Origin of the sequence: Leptospira semungkisensis (assembly GCF_004770055.1) — a bacterium.
Taxonomy (GTDB): domain Bacteria; phylum Spirochaetota; class Leptospiria; order Leptospirales; family Leptospiraceae; genus Leptospira_B; species Leptospira_B semungkisensis.
Genome location: NZ_RQEP01000018.1, coordinates 475230 through 490494, shown reverse-complemented (window position 1 = coordinate 490494; position 15265 = coordinate 475230). Strand labels below are relative to the sequence as shown.

18 protein-coding genes are annotated in these 15265 nt (G+C 44.5%); all 18 read left to right on the top strand.

Annotated features, from left to right (window positions below; translation table 11 throughout):
* Window positions 1-111: 111 nt before the first annotated feature.
* The 18 genes from EHO59_RS13670 to EHO59_RS13585 are packed head-to-tail and all read left to right on the top strand — an operon-like array spanning window position 112 to window position 15251.
* Complete coding sequence (locus EHO59_RS13670) at window positions 112-1290, top strand: MFS transporter (RefSeq protein WP_135588981.1); 1179 nt, start codon at window positions 112-114, stop codon at window positions 1288-1290.
* Between the two features lie 45 nt (window positions 1291-1335).
* The gene (gene dapA, locus EHO59_RS13665) at window positions 1336-2220 is read left to right on the top strand and encodes a 4-hydroxy-tetrahydrodipicolinate synthase (RefSeq protein WP_135588979.1); all 885 of its coding nucleotides are present in this window, start codon (window positions 1336-1338) and stop codon (window positions 2218-2220) included.
* A gap of 10 nt (window positions 2221-2230) precedes the next feature.
* Window positions 2231-3037 (top strand): 4-hydroxy-tetrahydrodipicolinate reductase, encoded by an 807-nt coding sequence (dapB, locus tag EHO59_RS13660; RefSeq protein ID WP_135588977.1) that lies wholly within the window; start codon window positions 2231-2233, stop codon window positions 3035-3037.
* A 9-nt stretch (window positions 3038-3046) separates the two neighbouring features.
* Window positions 3047-3877, top strand: coding sequence for a diadenylate cyclase CdaA (cdaA, locus tag EHO59_RS13655; RefSeq protein ID WP_135588975.1), 831 nt, complete (start codon window positions 3047-3049; stop codon window positions 3875-3877).
* The gene (locus tag EHO59_RS13650) at window positions 3870-4925 is read left to right on the top strand and encodes a CdaR family protein (RefSeq protein WP_135588973.1); all 1056 of its coding nucleotides are present in this window, start codon (window positions 3870-3872) and stop codon (window positions 4923-4925) included. Before cdaA ends, EHO59_RS13650 begins: the two co-directional genes overlap by 8 nt.
* Complete coding sequence (gene acpS / locus EHO59_RS13645; protein WP_135588971.1) at window positions 4922-5302, top strand: holo-ACP synthase; 381 nt, start codon at window positions 4922-4924, stop codon at window positions 5300-5302. The genes EHO59_RS13650 and acpS overlap by 4 nt, the downstream gene beginning before the upstream one ends.
* 2 nt (window positions 5303-5304) lie before the next feature.
* On the top strand, window positions 5305-5526 hold the full coding sequence (locus tag EHO59_RS13640; RefSeq protein WP_135588969.1) for a tetratricopeptide repeat protein: 222 nt from the start codon (window positions 5305-5307) through the stop codon (window positions 5524-5526).
* Between the two features lie 10 nt (window positions 5527-5536).
* Window positions 5537-5920, top strand: a complete 384-nt coding sequence (locus tag EHO59_RS13635; protein WP_135588967.1) for a bactofilin family protein — start codon at window positions 5537-5539, stop codon at window positions 5918-5920.
* A gap of 22 nt (window positions 5921-5942) precedes the next feature.
* The gene (locus EHO59_RS13630) at window positions 5943-6203 is read left to right on the top strand and encodes a hypothetical protein (RefSeq protein ID WP_210410062.1); all 261 of its coding nucleotides are present in this window, start codon (window positions 5943-5945) and stop codon (window positions 6201-6203) included.
* A gap of 6 nt (window positions 6204-6209) precedes the next feature.
* Window positions 6210-7100 carry a 30S ribosomal protein S2 gene (rpsB, locus tag EHO59_RS13625; RefSeq protein ID WP_135588963.1) on the top strand — a complete coding sequence of 297 codons (891 nt, stop codon included), beginning with the start codon at window positions 6210-6212 and terminating at the stop codon, window positions 7098-7100.
* A gap of 11 nt (window positions 7101-7111) precedes the next feature.
* Entirely contained in the window at window positions 7112-7711 is a 600-nt protein-coding gene (gene tsf, locus EHO59_RS13620; RefSeq protein WP_135588961.1) for a translation elongation factor Ts, read from the top strand.
* A 3-nt stretch (window positions 7712-7714) separates the two neighbouring features.
* The gene (gene pyrH, locus EHO59_RS13615) at window positions 7715-8467 is read left to right on the top strand and encodes a UMP kinase (protein ID WP_135588959.1); all 753 of its coding nucleotides are present in this window, start codon (window positions 7715-7717) and stop codon (window positions 8465-8467) included.
* A complete protein-coding gene (gene frr, locus EHO59_RS13610) occupies window positions 8457-9011 on the top strand; it encodes a ribosome recycling factor (protein WP_135588958.1) in 555 nt (184 codons plus the stop codon). Before pyrH ends, frr begins: the two co-directional genes overlap by 11 nt.
* Before the next feature lie 22 nt (window positions 9012-9033).
* On the top strand, window positions 9034-9738 hold the full coding sequence (locus EHO59_RS13605; protein ID WP_167882115.1) for an isoprenyl transferase: 705 nt from the start codon (window positions 9034-9036) through the stop codon (window positions 9736-9738).
* A complete protein-coding gene (locus tag EHO59_RS13600; RefSeq protein WP_135588954.1) occupies window positions 9731-10645 on the top strand; it encodes a phosphatidate cytidylyltransferase in 915 nt (304 codons plus the stop codon). The genes EHO59_RS13605 and EHO59_RS13600 overlap by 8 nt, the downstream gene beginning before the upstream one ends.
* 8 nt (window positions 10646-10653) lie before the next feature.
* Complete coding sequence (dxr, locus tag EHO59_RS13595) at window positions 10654-11823, top strand: 1-deoxy-D-xylulose-5-phosphate reductoisomerase (RefSeq protein WP_135588952.1); 1170 nt, start codon at window positions 10654-10656, stop codon at window positions 11821-11823.
* A complete protein-coding gene (locus tag EHO59_RS13590) occupies window positions 11817-13511 on the top strand; it encodes a site-2 protease family protein (protein ID WP_135588950.1) in 1695 nt (564 codons plus the stop codon). Before dxr ends, EHO59_RS13590 begins: the two co-directional genes overlap by 7 nt.
* Before the next feature lie 9 nt (window positions 13512-13520).
* Complete coding sequence (locus tag EHO59_RS13585; protein ID WP_135588948.1) at window positions 13521-15251, top strand: proline--tRNA ligase; 1731 nt, start codon at window positions 13521-13523, stop codon at window positions 15249-15251.
* Window positions 15252-15265: the final 14 nt, after the last annotated feature.

Genomic DNA, 15265 nt, shown 5'->3' with positions numbered 1-15265 from the left:
GCAATTTTTTGATCTTCCAAGAAGCAAATCAAGAAGAATCAATGCATTTCTAACGCGAATCTCTTTCGAATTCGACTTGCCCGAACTCTTGCGATCTTTAGTTTACTGTAAGTGATCTTATTTTATTATCTTTCTTCAATCCTAGGACTTTTGGCGGGGAATATGTTCAATTATACCGCCATCATTCTTTCACAAAGTATTTCTTCTTCTGATGAATTCTCCGGTTGGGTTTTCTTTTGCGTATGCATTCCTCTTCTTTTCTTGAGTTTTACTGCGGGAAGACTCTTAGATAAGTACTCTCGAAAATGGGTCTTAGTAGGAGCTCAACTCACGATGGGGACTGGTTCCGCATTTGCGGCGGTTTGTCTTCATTTCGGTTGGATCGCAGAAGGAAGGCCGTATCTTCTTCTGGTATCTTCTCTTCTGTCCGGAATCGGATTGACCTTTGTTATGCCAGGAAGGTTTGCAATCCTAGGAGATATATTAGATCATTCTAAACTAGGAAAGCATAGTGTTTGGCTGAATACTTTCGTGCTTTTCGGATACGGTTTAGCGCCTCTCGTTTCCGGTTCCCTGAAAGAGTTCTTCTCTTTCAAGATCGTATTCGTAGGGATCGCTTCTGCGTATTTATTGAGTGTGCTCTTTCTATCTTTTCTCCCAATCGCTGCTCGAGAAAGAGCGACGAATTCTACTCAACCAGGATTTTCTGATCTTGTTCAATACTTACGTAAGTCTGAATTGGTATCTCAGTTTTTGATCCTAATGGGCGCAGTGGTCTTGTTAGTCGGACCGGTGCAAGTGCTTCTTCCTAGATATACAAAGCATGTGCTGGGTTTAGGAGAGGCGGGCAGGGGAGCCTTGCTTGCATCCTTAGGGGTGGGCCTCGTGCTTGGGGGAATGTTCACCTTCCTTTTACATGGAGTTCGTAAGAGAGGGCATATACTCTTCGGTTCTGCTTTGGCGAGCTGTCTCTTATTCTCTTTGATCCCTTTTCTTTCTTCGAGCCTTGTCTGGACTACAATCGTATTCTTTGTATTTGGAACCTTAACAGGAATTATCATCACTCTGATTCCTGCAGGAATCCAATTGCATACAGAGAATCATATTAGAGGAAGGGTGCTTTCTCTTTATAGTTTGGTATTCCTATTTGTGCCCGCGATTACAGGAATTCTTTCCGGCTTTTTCTCGGATAGGATTGGGATCTCGCCTACATTTGTTTGGGCAGGCTTCTTAGAAATGGGCGCTCTTATCTATATGAGTTGGAGAATGGACCAAGTGCGGAATCATTAGAGAAATAGGTTGCCAAATCGCCCAGGGATCAGGAATTTACATATTATGTTTCAAGGCGTTTTTACGGCCATTATTACCCCCTTCCGAAACGGAAAAATCGATTACGATTCCTATTTTTCCCTTCTGGATAAGCAGATCCAAGCACGGGTAAGCGGAGTGGTGCCTTGCGGTACTACCGGCGAATCTCCCACTCTTTCCCACGAAGAACATGCGGAACTTATCCGCGAAACCGTGAAACATGTAAAGAAGCGTATCTTGGTTGTGGCGGGAACTGGTTCGAATTCTACTCGCGAAGCTGTAGAATTGACCGAGGCCGCTTGCAAGGACGGAGTCGACGGGATCTTACAAGTCAATCCGTATTATAACAAGCCTACTCAAGAAGGACTTTATCTTCATTTTAAAGAAGTCGCGGATCATTCATCCGTGCCTGTGATGTTGTACAATATTCCCGGCAGAACTTCGGTAAATTTATTGCCTGAGACAGTACTTCGTCTTTCCGAACATCCTAAGATCCGTTCTATGAAAGAAGCAACAGGAGATCTGGGCCAGATGGCAAAGCTTATCTCCTTGGTTGGAGACAAGATGACTGTTCTTTCCGGCGACGATAACCTTACTCTTCCGCTTCTTGCTGTGGGAGGAAAAGGTGTGGTCTCCGTGATCTCTAATATCTTTCCTGAAAGTCTCGTAAAACTTGTAGAGTCTTTTCAGAAGGGCGATCTTGCCACTGCGCAAAAGATACATTACGATTTTCTGGATTTCTTCTCTCTTGCTTTCTTGGAAACGAATCCTATTCCGATTAAGGCAGTCATGAATTGGAACGGTTACTCTTCTGCAGAGATACGTTTACCTATGACCACTCTGACTCCTGGACCGGGGGCGGATAAATTGAAAAAAACTGTATCCGATCTGATCGCAAAAGGTTATAAATAAGGATATCGTTTTGTCTCGTAAGAATCGCGTAGCAGTTATCGGGGCCTCCGGAAGAATGGGGAAGGCGATCATTCAGGTCCTTTCCCAGTCCAAACTTTCTGAACTTTCCGCGAGTGTTGTCAGCAAAGGCTCCGTGTATCTAGGTTTGGATTCCGGTTTGCATTCCGGGCTCAAGCAAAATGAAATATTATTCTCTGACGATATAGCTAAGGCAATCTCCGAATCGGATGCAGTGATTGATTTTTCGATCCGAGAGATCCTTCCAGAAGTATTAGAATATTGTAAAGCTTCTAAAAAGCCTGTCGTTGTGGGAACTACCGGTCTTGTAGATTCTCATAAGGAATTATTAAAAGAAACTTCCAAGACGATTCCTATCGTGTATTCTCCGAATATGTCCATAGGAGTGAACCTTCTATTCAAGCTGACCGAAATCGCTGCCAAGGTGATGGGAGATTTAGCAGATATAGAGATCTTAGACATTCATCATCGTCATAAAAAGGACGCACCTTCCGGGACTGCGGAGAAGTTAAAAAGCATTCTTCTGGAAACACTCGGTCGTAGTGAGTCCAATATCGTACACGGAAGACAAGGAATCCTTCCTGAAAGAGATCCAAAGGAAATCGCGGTCCATACTTTTAGAGCGGGAGAAGTGATCGGAGATCATACTGTCTACTTCTTCACACCGGAAGAAAGAGTAGAGATCACTCATAAGGCTCAGGACAGAAAGACATTCGCAGTCGGTTCCGTAAAAGCGGCCGAGTTTTTGATCGGAAAGCAAAAGGGTCTCTACGATATGTTCTCCGTGTTGGGATTGTAGGAACTGTCCATGGGTTTTTTTAAGAATATTACCCTGTTTCAAAGCGATAAATTCGGGATCAATGTGATCCTGGATATACTGATCGTAAGCTTTCTCATTTATCAGTTTTATTCTACCATTCGCAGAACAAGAGGAGTACAGCTTCTTCTTGGGATCGGGCTCATTTGGGTTCTTGGAATCTTTGCCCAGTATCTGGAATTCGAGCTCTTGGACTGGATCATAGACAATATCCGTCCTGCATTGGTGTTTGCCATCATCGTTTTATTGCAGCCAGAGCTTCGTAAGATTACAGGAGACATGGCTCGACTGAGACTGTTTAGACCCTTCTTATTAAAAACTGCGACTGATCTGGACGAAATCGTAGAAGCGGCAAAGATCATGGCCCGCAATAAGACAGGTTCACTCATTGCTATCGTAAGAGAGCATAGTTTGAAAGATATCGCCGAGCAGGCAGTGCAACTGGATGCAATCCTTTCTACGAGTCTTCTTCTTACCATATTCAAAAAGAATACTGCGCTTCATGACGGTGCTGTCATCATAGAACAAAACAGGATCGCCTGTGCCGGTGCCTTCTTGCCAATGGCTACGAACTTGGACGATGCCAGAATGGGTGCGAGACACCGTGCTGCCCTTGGTATTGCAGAAGAATCGGACGCAGTCATCGTGGTCACTTCCGAAGAAACGGGAGAAATTTCCGTATGCCACGACGGAGAAATGATCCATCCGGTCAAACCGATCGAGCTCAAGAATCTATTGAACACTATTCTGCAAGAGAAGAAGGCGGGGCCTTCTACTGAAAAAAGATCGGAACTAGAAGAAAAGGAGGAGCCGAATGTTTAAGCTTCTCCTGAATAACTGGCAGGCAAAGCTGGGATCTATTCTTCTCGCTACATTATTTTATATTAATTTACAGAATTCTAAAATTCTTGTGAGGGAAACCAATATCAAGATAGAATATCCCAAGCTTACCGGTGGAATGAGTATCGCAAAGGGTTCGGATACTACTTTTCCGGTAAAAGTAGAAGGGGTAAGAGATTATGTAAACTTCTACACTCCTTCCTTAAAGGCATACGTGAATCCTGCAGAACTCCGTCCCGGGGAAAATATGGTGAGTGTGGCACGTATCGGAGGAATCCCTGCCGGACTTCGAGTCACTCGGTTGAGAGATAAGGTCAAGATCATAGTAGAATCCAACGTGAGTCGAACCTTGGTCTTAGACACTAAGTTTCAGGGAGATCCTCCTAAGGAATATCTGAAGTCTTCTCATTTTGTTTCTCCTGCAAGCCTGGTAGTTGTAGGAAATCCAACTCAGTTGGAGAAGCTTGGACATCTTTCTCTTCCTCCAATTCCTCTAAAGGACAAAACGAAAACATTTACTCAAAAATTTAAGGTGCCCGATCTTCCCGCAGGTTTGCGATATAGAGATAACCAAAAAGAAGTCTCGGTTACCGTGAATATCATCGCAGATTCTTCTACACCTGGAGAAAGCATCGTACTCGGAGTTCCTGTTCGCTGTCAGAACCTGGACAAGAATTTAGAGGCCGAATTTTCAGAGCAAGAGATCTCAGTAAAACTGCAATCCAAGACTCCATTGAGAAGCATTCAGATCATCAAGGGATTATCTGCAAGCGTAGTCTGTTCTCATAAATATGATTCTAAAACCCGCAAGATACTTCCTGATGGAAAGCCTGTGCTTGCTAAGGTGAGACTGACCAAGTCTCCTACTTTGAAGTCGGTGGACATACAAAGCTATTTCCCAGACAGAATCTCTATCCTGTATCGGATCCGACCTGATCTGGACCAAACAGGAGACGGTAGTGAGGATGGAAGTGACGGAAGCAGCGATCCGAATTCCGAAGAGCCACTACCTGAACCAGAGGAAGAATGAAGATCAGCGTAGGGAATGATATCGTAGAAAATTCCAGAATCAAAGATCTTCTAGACAAGCACGGAGAGAGATTTTTGAAGAGAGTATATTCCGAGACTGAGATCGCATACTGTTCCGGAAGAAAGGATCCAGTCCCTCATCTCAGCGGCAGATTTTGCGTGAAAGAAGCCTTTATCAAGGCCATTGAAGCCGGTGATCATGTGATCCTGGACATGAGGGAAATCGAACTTTTCGGAAAGGATTTCGGAAAAAAAGAATTGGTACTTCACGGAAAATCCAAAGAATTGTTCCTCGAGAAAGGCTATAGCGGAGTTTCCGTTTCTATCAGTCACGCGGAGAATTATTCTACCGCGATAGTTGTTCTCTATAAGGAGTGACCATGGTTACCGAATCTTTTAAGGAAACTCTGAAGCTTTACAACGAAGGCCTGCAGCTTTATAAGACCAGAAAGTTCAAAGAGGCTTGGGAATTATTCAAGAAGGCAGTGGAAATCACTCCAAACGACGGACCTTCTAAAAAATATATAGGACGCTGCGAAGCGTTCATCGCGAATCCTCCTCCCGAAGACTGGGACGGTGTGTTCGAGATGAAAACAAAATAACCCGCAAATCATGTCAAAAAAAGCAACAACCGCCCCAAAACAACAGCGCACCATCACCGAATACGGAACCATTTCGACAATCCTAGGCAGAGAGACCTCTTTCTCCGGGATTCTGAATTTCAGAAAACCTCTGGAGATCTCCGGCGAATTCGAGGGAGAGATAGAATCCGAAGGATTCCTATTAGTGAGCGAAGGAGCGAGAGTTCGGGCCAATATCAAGGCTGGAACCGTGATCGTAGGCGGTGAGATTACAGGGAATGTGATCGCCACCCAACGTTTGGAAATGCTTCCGAGCGGTAAGGTGAACGGCAATATCAAGACCGCTAAATTACAAATCGCAGACGGGGTAATCTTCGAAGGGAACTGCGAGATGATCCTTCCTAATAAGGATTGACCCTCCGGTCCAAACTGGAAAATTGGTATCTGCCAGCCCGAAACGACCTATGAACGGTGGAAAAGCGGGAAAAATCGCATTAGCTATCTTTCTAGGAGCCTTGGCCGGAGCCGTAGTCGGGGTCATTATCGACCGCATTTTTGGGGTCAATTTCCTCTCCGTCTATCTCTTACAAGAACCGGTTCGGCTGGAACTTTACGTAATTAAAGTCGAAGCACAAGTTACCCCTGCGAGTCTTATTGGTCTCGTGGCGACATTGTTCTTCGTACTAAAAAAGGGGTAAACACTCATGTCAGTAATTTCCATGAAGAATCTTCTGGAAACCGGAGTTCACTTCGGTCACCAGACAAGAAAATGGAATCCGAAAATGGCTCCCTACGTCTTTACGGCGAGAAACGGGATCCATATCATTGATCTTCAAAAGACCGTTCAGAAAGCTAAAGAAGCGTATGACGCGTTAAAGAAGATCACCGGCGAAGGAAAAAAAGTACTCTTCGTAGGAACTAAGAAGCAAGCTAGAGGCGCTATCGAAAGAGAAGCTCTTCGTTGCAATATGTTCTTCATCAATAACCGCTGGCCGGGCGGACTCTTAACGAATTGGAACACGGTGAAAAAATCCATTGCTCGTTTGAAAAAACTAGAGGGAATGGAAACCGACAACACTTTCGAAAAAGAAGTAAAAACTAAGAAAGAAGTTCTTTCTCTTCGCAGAGAGTTGGATAAACTCCGCAAGACCTTAGGCGGGATCAAGGACATGAACAGCCTTCCCGAAATCCTTTTCGTGATCGATCCTAAGAAAGAAGAGATCGCTGTAAAAGAAGCTCGCAAACTAGGATTGAAAATCTTCGCAGTTGTGGATACTAACTGTGATCCTGAGTTGATCGATTATCCGATCCCAGGTAACGACGACGCGATCCGTGCAATTTCCCTCTTCCTCGAGACCATGTCTAACGCGGTGATCGAAGGAACTGGTGGAGTGGTAGAACAGCCTCGCTTCAGCGAAGATCTGGATTCAGAAGCTCTCGCTTTGGAATACCAAGGTGAGTATGACGAAAGCGGTAAGTTCATCATGGACGAGGATCCTGTTAACGCTAAGAAAGAAGATCCTGCGGCGGCTCCTGCAGCTCCCGCTACGGAAACTCCTGCACCAGCAGCTATTGAGATCGATAAGGCCGAATAAGGAGAAGTATCATGTCTGCATCTACTACTGACCTTATTAAGGAATTAAGAGACCGCACCGGTGCGGGATTGATGGATTGTAAAAAAGCTCTTCAAGAGAACAATAACGATCTAGACAAATCTTCAGATTGGTTGCGTGAGAAAGGGATCGCTAAAGCTTCTAAAAAAGCGGGACGCGTGACTAAAGAAGGAAGAAATATTTCCTATATCCACGGAGACGGAAAGATCGGAGTTTTGCTCGAGCTCAATTCTGAAACCGACTTCGTATCTCGTAACGAGGCTTTCGAAGCTTTAGGAAAAGAAATTTGCTTACAAATTGCGGCAATGTCTCCGCTTTATGTGAGTGAAGATCAAGTTCCTGCAGAAGATATCGAGCGCGAAACTAAGGTTCTCGAAGCTCAATTGAAAGAAGAAGGTAAAAAACCAGAGCAGATCGAAAAGATCATCCCTGGAAAGATCAAAAAGTATTACTCTGAAGTATGCCTTTTGAACCAAGCCTTCATCAAGGACAATACCAAGACGGTTGACGATCTGGTGAAAGAAGCAATTTCGAAATTCGGCGAGAATATCACCGTAGCTCGTTTTGCTCGTTTCCAGGTAGGCGGCGCGTAAACCTTGTCTCAGGAAACTTCTAAGTACAAGCGTATCTTAATTAAACTCTCCGGCGAGGCTCTTGCCGGAGAGGGCGAGTTTGGGATTGATAGCAATAAGGCCCATTCTCTCGCCGAAGAAATCAAAGAAGTTCATTCTCTTGGTGTAGAGATCGCTTTGGTAGTTGGTGGTGGAAACCTGATCCGAGGCGCTAGTCTCGCTAAGGTGGGAATGGACCAAGCAACCGCAGATTATATGGGAATGCTTGCGACCATTCAAAACGCTTTGGCCCTCCAAGACGCATGTGAGAAGAAGGGACTGTACACAAGAGTCCAATCTGCGATCGATATTCATTCGATTGCTGAAAGTTATATTCGCCGAAGAGCTGTCCGTCACTTGGAAAAGAAACGGATCGTAATCTTTGCCGGTGGAATCGGAAATCCATATTTTACCACGGATACGGCTGCGAGTCTTCGCGCAGTAGAAGTTGGATGCGAGGTCATTCTAAAAGCCACCAAGGTGGACGGGGTCTATGACGCAGATCCTAAGAAAGAACCGAACGCAAAACGTTATACTCATATCTCCTTCATGGAATCCATCAAACGTAGACTAAAGGTCATGGATTCTACTGCTCTTAGCCTCTGCATGGAAAACAATATGTCGATAATCGTATTTGACATTTTTAAGCGGGGCAATTTAAAAGATTTGGTCGTCGGGAATAAAAAGATCGGCACCTTGATTTCGAATTCGGAGGATATACGGATCGATGGCGAATGAAGAAGTAATAAACGCGATGAAAGCCAAGATGGACAAGACCGTGGAACTTCTTCGAAAAGATTTCGGGAGTGTCCGGACCGGAAGAGCAAATCCTGCACTTATCGAAGATCTAAGAGTAGAGTACTACGGAACTCCAACTCCGATCAATCAATTGGGAAATATTTCCGTACCAGAACCTAGACTTCTCGTGGTTTCTCCTTATGATAAGGGAACGATGAAGGATATTGAGAAAGCCATCCAAGCCTCCGGTTTAGGATTGCAGCCGACCAATGATGGAGTAGTGATCCGTATCGTGATCCCGGAACTCACCGGAGAGAGACGAAAAGAACTCGCTAAAGTGGTTAAGTCTAAATCCGAAGAGAAGAAGGTCGCAGTCCGCAATATCCGCAGAGACGCGCTCGAAGATCTAAAGAAGCATTCCGAAGGGATCTCTCAAGATGAATTGAAGACTCTTCAGGACCAAGTGCAAAAGATCACGGATTCTTATATCGATAAAATCGCCGCCGTAACCGCAGAAAAAGAGAAAGAAATCACTACGGTTTAAGGTGATTTCTTCCAAACAAAAAATGCCCCGGCATATTGCCGTCATTATGGACGGGAACGGAAGATGGGCAACATCCAAAGGTTTATCCAGATCAGAAGGACATAGGGCCGGAGCGGATTCCATCGATCGATTGATGGAGGTCAGTTTGGCCTTAGGTCTGGAATCGATCTCGCTCTACGCTTTCTCCACTGAAAATTGGAAACGTCCAGTTACAGAAATTCGTTCCATCTTTCATCTTCTTGTAGAATTTATAGATTCCAGGTTAGAGGGGATCTATAAGAAAGGGATCCGCATATTACATTCCGGTTCTAGAAAAAGACTCAGCTCTAAAGTATTATCAAAGATAGACTCTGCAATAGAGATCACTAAGAAGAATCGAAAACTGACTGTGAATTTTTGCTTAAACTATGGCTCTCAAGAAGAGCTATTGACCGCATTTTCCAAATTGAGTGAAGACAGAAAGAAAAAAGGGATCTCCGTTCAAAAACCGATCTCTACTAAAGAACTAGAAAAATATTTGTATACGTACCCCCTTCCACCGGTAGATTTATTGATCAGAACCGCAGGGGAGAGGAGATTATCCAATTTCCTTCTTTGGCAATCCGCTTACGCGGAGCTTTTCTTTACGGAAACTCTTTGGCCGGACTTCGGCGAAAAAGATCTGAAAGAAGCTTTGGATTGGTTTGGAAGAAGGACCCGAAAATTCGGAGGTTTAGAGAATGGGTGAAACAACAAAGAGAATCCTTTCCGCGGCAGTATTAGTTGCCGGTTACCTGTTCATGATCTTTTACCGGGATTTTTATTATCTCCAGACATTGATCCTACTTGCGATCGCCGGTGTGATCGGTCTCACTGAATTCTACAGATTGGCTGATAGAGGACAGGACGGAAGGCCCTTCAAAGGAACCGGGATATTTTTCTTTCTTCTCATATTATTACTTTATTATTTTAGATTTGTCGCTTCTCAGAATAAGTTCGAACAGCCTCTTTTATTCCAACAATACTTAAAGGTATTTGTGCCTTCTTTCGATGCGGTGACTCTCGCATTTGTCCTTTTATTTATCGCAAGTTTCGTTCTTCAGATCTTAAGAAGACCTTTGGATGGAGCGATCTTCTCCGTTAGTTCTACAGTGTTGGGAGTGGTGTATGCCTCTCTTCCTCTCGGACATTTGCTTTTACTTTTGGGAATGAACGAAGGAATCTATTATGTGTTTTTAGTTTCTGTAGCTACATTCCTTACGGATGTAGGAGGATATTTCGGAGGACGTTGGTTCGGAAGAAATCCTGCGGGCCTTGCCATTTCTCCTAAGAAAACTTGGGAAGGATATGTTTCCGGGATCATCGTTGCGATCGCTTCCGTTTTCCTTTTGAACTTTCTATGGGAAAGAAGCACCGGAGTGAGACCTCTTGTAGGAGGAGCAGAAGTATTCTTAGTCACTTTGATCCTATCCATAGTCGGAGTGATCGGCGATCTATTAGAATCCGCAATGAAGAGAGATGCCAAAGTCAAGGACTCTGGGAATTTGATTCCGGGTCATGGCGGTGTCTTGGATAGAGCGGATGCGCTTCTTCTCACTGTTCCTATTCTTTATTTTTATCTTCAGATCAAGGCGGCGCTGGGATTTCCAGTCTAACGTAGAGTATGAAACGAGGCGTCTGCATTTTAGGTGCCTCCGGATCGGTCGGAGAGTCCACTCTTAAAATACTCCGCCTTTTTCCGGAAGAATTCCGACTTAGATCTTTCAGTGTTCATTCCAATCTAGAGAAAGCAAAAGAGATCGCAAAGGAATTCCAACCGGCTTATCTTTGCGTGAGTTCCGACTCGGTAGACAAAGCAATTCTCGGAAATAAGATAGGAGCCACTGAGGTTCTCTATGGGACCGAAGCTCTTTCCGAGATCGTTGCAGATGCGGAAACGGAAACTGTAGTCACTGCTGTAGTCGGTGCGAGTGGAATCAGGCCTACAGTCGCTGCGATTCATGCCGGAAAGAAGATCGGAATTGCAAACAAGGAAACCCTGGTAAGCTGCGGGCCCTATATCCAATCTCTATTAGAAAAATCGAATGCATATCTGGTTCCCGTTGATTCGGAGCATAACGCTTTATTCCAACTACTCGAAAATACGAAGAAGGAATCTTTGGAGAGGATCATTCTGACCGCTTCCGGTGGACCATTTCGTAAACTTCCGATCTCCGATCTCCCAAAAGTTACGATTGAACAGGCTTTGAAACATCCTACCTGGAATATGGGTCCAAAGATCACAGTGGATTCTGCAGGAATGATCAATAAGGGATTAGAAGTTATAGAAGCGCATTTTCTTTTCGGCTTCTCCTATGATCAGATCGGGGTGGTGATCCATCCTCAAAGTGTTGCTCACGGAATCGTGGAGACTAAAGACGGAGCGAGTTTCGTATACGCGTCTTATCCAGATATGATCTTTCCTGTGGCGCATTCATTATATTATCCTAAAATTGTTCCGAAAAGTCTGAAACCTCATCCTGCTACTTCTTGGGGAAATTTGGAATTCTTGGAACCGGAGTTGGAAAGATATCCGGGTTTAAGTCTCGCCTACGAGGCGGGCAGGGCCGGTGGAACGGCTCCTTCTATCTTTAATGCGGCGAACGAGATCGCAGTGGAATTATTCTTAAAAGGTAAGATCTTATTTACCGAAATCCCTTCCGTGATCAGGACAGCATTGGACAAGATTCCTTACTCTGTTCCGAAAGATCTGGAAGGTTATGAAGAAGCGGATCGAAAGGCCAGAGAGGCGGCTTTAAGTTTCTCAAAAGATAAGGTTGTGCATTTATGTTAGCGGAAGCGTTCGGAATCGTTTTCATGTTGGCTCTTTGTATTTTCATCCATGAGCTTGGTCACTTGGTCATGGGATGGCTTGTGGGAGTTAAGGCCCGCGTCTTCTCCATCGGTTATGGAAGAGGGATCTGGAAGAAGAAGATTGGAGAGACCACATTTCAGGTAACTGGAATCCCTTTAGGAGGCTATGTTCTTTTTAAAGGAGACGAATACGGCAACGAATTGAAAGGAGAGAAGGGAGAATTTCTTTCTACTCCTCCTTTAAAGAGAATGATCCCTGTTATAGGCGGTCCACTCTTCAATTTGATACTTGGCTTTATTATAATATTCGGATTGTACTCTTTGGGTTTTTCTCCCAAGGGAACAAAGATTTATCTCGAGCCGGCTTATAACGAGTTTTCTCCTTCATACAAGGCAGGACTTAGGAGCGGAGACAAGATCGTATCCGTAAATGGGACCAAGACCGAAACCAAATACGAACTTCTTTCCGAGCTAGGACTTTCTCAAGGAAGAGAAGCCGACCTGAAAGTGGAACGGGACGGAAAAGAATTCGATCTTCACGTTACCGATCCTGCATTGGATATCGACTTCGCCGGAGAAAGATGGGTAGAAACGAGCTTCAGCATGGGAAGTAGGCTCACTCATTGGTTCCGTTCTAAGATCTCCGCTTTGGATCCGAAAGGAGAGGCTGCGGATTATAACAAACAAAGACTGGGCCAACTCGCCGTTGATGGAAGACTGAGTCCGAGAGAACTCGCGATGAAAGAAGCTGCCATCAAGAGAGAAGCGCAGCAATCTCGTGCACTCGATTATTTGAATGATGGAGATCGGATCCTGGCTGTGAATGGGATCGAGATCCATTCGGTTCCTGAATTACAAAGCACTCTCGGAAAATTCCAAGACCAGAAAGTGAAACTTCTTCTGGAAAGAAAGACCTATCCTCTATTGAACCCTTGGACCAGAGAAAAGGCGGAAACAGAAATGACTGTGCTTCCTGCCTTTGTGGTAGAGCTAAAGAATTTAAGAGATAGAAAATATCCTAGCATTCCGATCCGCACTTGGAGTTTGCAAAGTCATGATCCGGAGATCAAACTCAAACTCATGGGTTTGAAGATGGACGGAAAATCTTTTGCCGATGTAGAAGAATTTAGAAAAGGAATAGAGGCGAAGATAGGAGAGCAAGTTCATCTAGAAGTCCAAGGACAAAGTTGGGATGCGACTATCGGATATAGAAAGATTGGGCTCCTCGGTTTTATCGCTCAGATGCATGTGAATGAGGAAAGTATGGATCGTAAGCTTTCTACAGGAGAGGCTTTTTTGCAATCCGGCAAGGATGTGGGAACTCTGATCATGCAACAGTTCCGGGGACTTGCTTCCATTTTCTCCGGTTTGCTGAGTGTGAAGGACAGCGTTTCAGGTCCGGTGGGACTCGCTAAGGCTTCTTCTCATTTCTTGAAAGAAGGTTTCTATTCTTATTTCCAATTCATAGCATATATTTCGATCGCATTAATGTTTATGAATTTACTTCCGATTCCGGTAGCCGACGGTGGACATATCGTTTTCTTCACGTATGAGGCGATTGCCGGAAGGCCTTTACCTAGGGCAGTGCAGGAGCAGATCCTCATGTTCGGATTCGTGTTCCTTCTTTCTCTAGCCCTTTACGTGACTTATTACGATTTCTTACGATAATCGAGAGTCATGAGAGCATCAAAATATCTAGTACCCACGGAAAAAGAAAATCCCGCGGACGCGCAAGTAGCGTCCCATCGCCTGATGATTCGGGCTGGCTTGGTCCGAAGATCCGGATCCGGTTTTTATTTTTATCTTCCATTGGGACTGAAAGTCCTGAAGAAGGTTGAGAATATAGTACGTGAGGAAATGGATGCAACCGGAGCCTTGGAATTCGAGCTCCCCATCCTAACCCCAGCTGAATTTTGGGAGACTTCCGGAAGATGGAATGTGATGGGCGCAGAAATGTTCCGTGTCAAGGATCGTCATGACCAATGGTATTCTCTTGGGCCGACCCATGAGGAATCTTTTTCCTATTTAGTAAAACCTCTACTGAAATCCTATAAGGATCTACCGATCAATGTGTATCAGATACACACTAAGTTCCGAGATGAGATCCGTCCTAGATTCGGAGTGATCCGTTCTAGAGAGTTTATTATGAAAGATGCATATTCTTTCCATCTGGATGAGGCTTCCTTGGATGCTACCTATCAAGAGATGAGAGGGGCTTACAGAAAGATATTCCAACGCTGTGGATTGAAGACGATCCCGGTCCAAGCGGATTCTGGTAGTATGGGTGGTTCTGCTTCCGAAGAGTTTATGGTGGTTTCTCCTATCGGAGAAGAGACTCTTCTTCTTTGTGGGAACTGCGGCTATAATTCCAATAGTGAAAAGACTCCGTTTATTTTGAGTTCGAGCTATTCTCCGCAAGGTCCTAAGGAGAAGAAGGAAGTTCCTACTCCTAACAAAAAATCCATCCAAGAAGTTTCTGAACTTTTGGGAGTTCGTCCTGAAGACACGATTAAGGCAGTCGCTGTCAAAAATGAAAAGGAATCCTTGATCATATTCCTGCGTGGCGATTTGGAATTAAACGAACATAAACTGAAATCATACCTAAAATGGACGGATCTGGAAATGATCCCTGAGCCGGAGCTGAAGAGCAAAGGTCTCGTGCCAGGGTTCATCGGACCTTCGGATGTGAATTCCGGATTTAAACTTTTGTTAGATTCTTCTATCAAGAAAGACGGAGCCTATGTGGTTGGTGCCGGTAAGGAAGATGCCCATATCCAGGGCTATGTTCCTTCTTCCGAGATCAAGATGGAGTATATGGTTGCCGATGTTGCTCTTGCGAGAGAGGGAGATCCTTGTCCTACCTGTGGCACTTCTTTAAAAGCGGAGAAGGGTATAGAAGTAGGTCATATCTTCAAGCTTGGAGACAAATATACAAAGGCATTCCAGATCCAAGTCTTGGACCAACAAGGAAAGGCTAGAACCCTGACCATGGGTTGCTACGGAATCGGTCTGAATCGTACAATGGCGACAGTGATCGAACAATGCAATGACGACAAAGGAATTTATTGGCCGATTAGCATCGCTCCTTTTGAGATCTCTCTTGTTACCTTAGCAAAAGGCGCAGAACAGGAAGAAAAAGCATTAGAATTTTATGAAAATCTAAAGAATGAAGGATTTGAGGTCTTCTGGGATGATAGAGATCTTGGACCTGGATTCAAATTCAAGGATTCCGAGCTCATCGGTTTCCCGATACGCATCACGGTAGGAAAGAAATTCTTCGAGTCCGGAGAGATCTCGATCTATGACCGCAAACGTGATAAGGACGAAACATTCAACTTCATCGGGTTCGATGACCTGAACACTAGAGTTGAAAACCTTCGTCAGGAATTATACCAAGAGCTACTCTAAGAGTAAGCCTCTAA

Coding starts and splice junctions, on each gene's coding strand:
- rpsB (WP_135588963.1), top strand. CDS start 6,210: ATGTCAGTAATTTCCATGAAGAATCTTCTGGAAACCGGAGTTCACTTC.
- EHO59_RS13640 (WP_135588969.1), top strand. CDS start 5,305: ATGGTTACCGAATCTTTTAAGGAAACTCTGAAGCTTTACAACGAAGGC.
- EHO59_RS13605 (WP_167882115.1), top strand. CDS start 9,034: ATGCCCCGGCATATTGCCGTCATTATGGACGGGAACGGAAGATGGGCA.
- EHO59_RS13635 (WP_135588967.1), top strand. CDS start 5,537: ATGTCAAAAAAAGCAACAACCGCCCCAAAACAACAGCGCACCATCACC.
- EHO59_RS13585 (WP_135588948.1), top strand. CDS start 13,521: ATGAGAGCATCAAAATATCTAGTACCCACGGAAAAAGAAAATCCCGCG.
- tsf (WP_135588961.1), top strand. CDS start 7,112: ATGTCTGCATCTACTACTGACCTTATTAAGGAATTAAGAGACCGCACC.
- frr (WP_135588958.1), top strand. CDS start 8,457: ATGGCGAATGAAGAAGTAATAAACGCGATGAAAGCCAAGATGGACAAG.
- cdaA (WP_135588975.1), top strand. CDS start 3,047: ATGGGTTTTTTTAAGAATATTACCCTGTTTCAAAGCGATAAATTCGGG.
- EHO59_RS13650 (WP_135588973.1), top strand. CDS start 3,870: ATGTTTAAGCTTCTCCTGAATAACTGGCAGGCAAAGCTGGGATCTATT.
- dxr (WP_135588952.1), top strand. CDS start 10,654: ATGAAACGAGGCGTCTGCATTTTAGGTGCCTCCGGATCGGTCGGAGAG.
- EHO59_RS13590 (WP_135588950.1), top strand. CDS start 11,817: ATGTTAGCGGAAGCGTTCGGAATCGTTTTCATGTTGGCTCTTTGTATT.
- acpS (WP_135588971.1), top strand. CDS start 4,922: ATGAAGATCAGCGTAGGGAATGATATCGTAGAAAATTCCAGAATCAAA.
- EHO59_RS13600 (WP_135588954.1), top strand. CDS start 9,731: ATGGGTGAAACAACAAAGAGAATCCTTTCCGCGGCAGTATTAGTTGCC.
- dapA (WP_135588979.1), top strand. CDS start 1,336: ATGTTTCAAGGCGTTTTTACGGCCATTATTACCCCCTTCCGAAACGGA.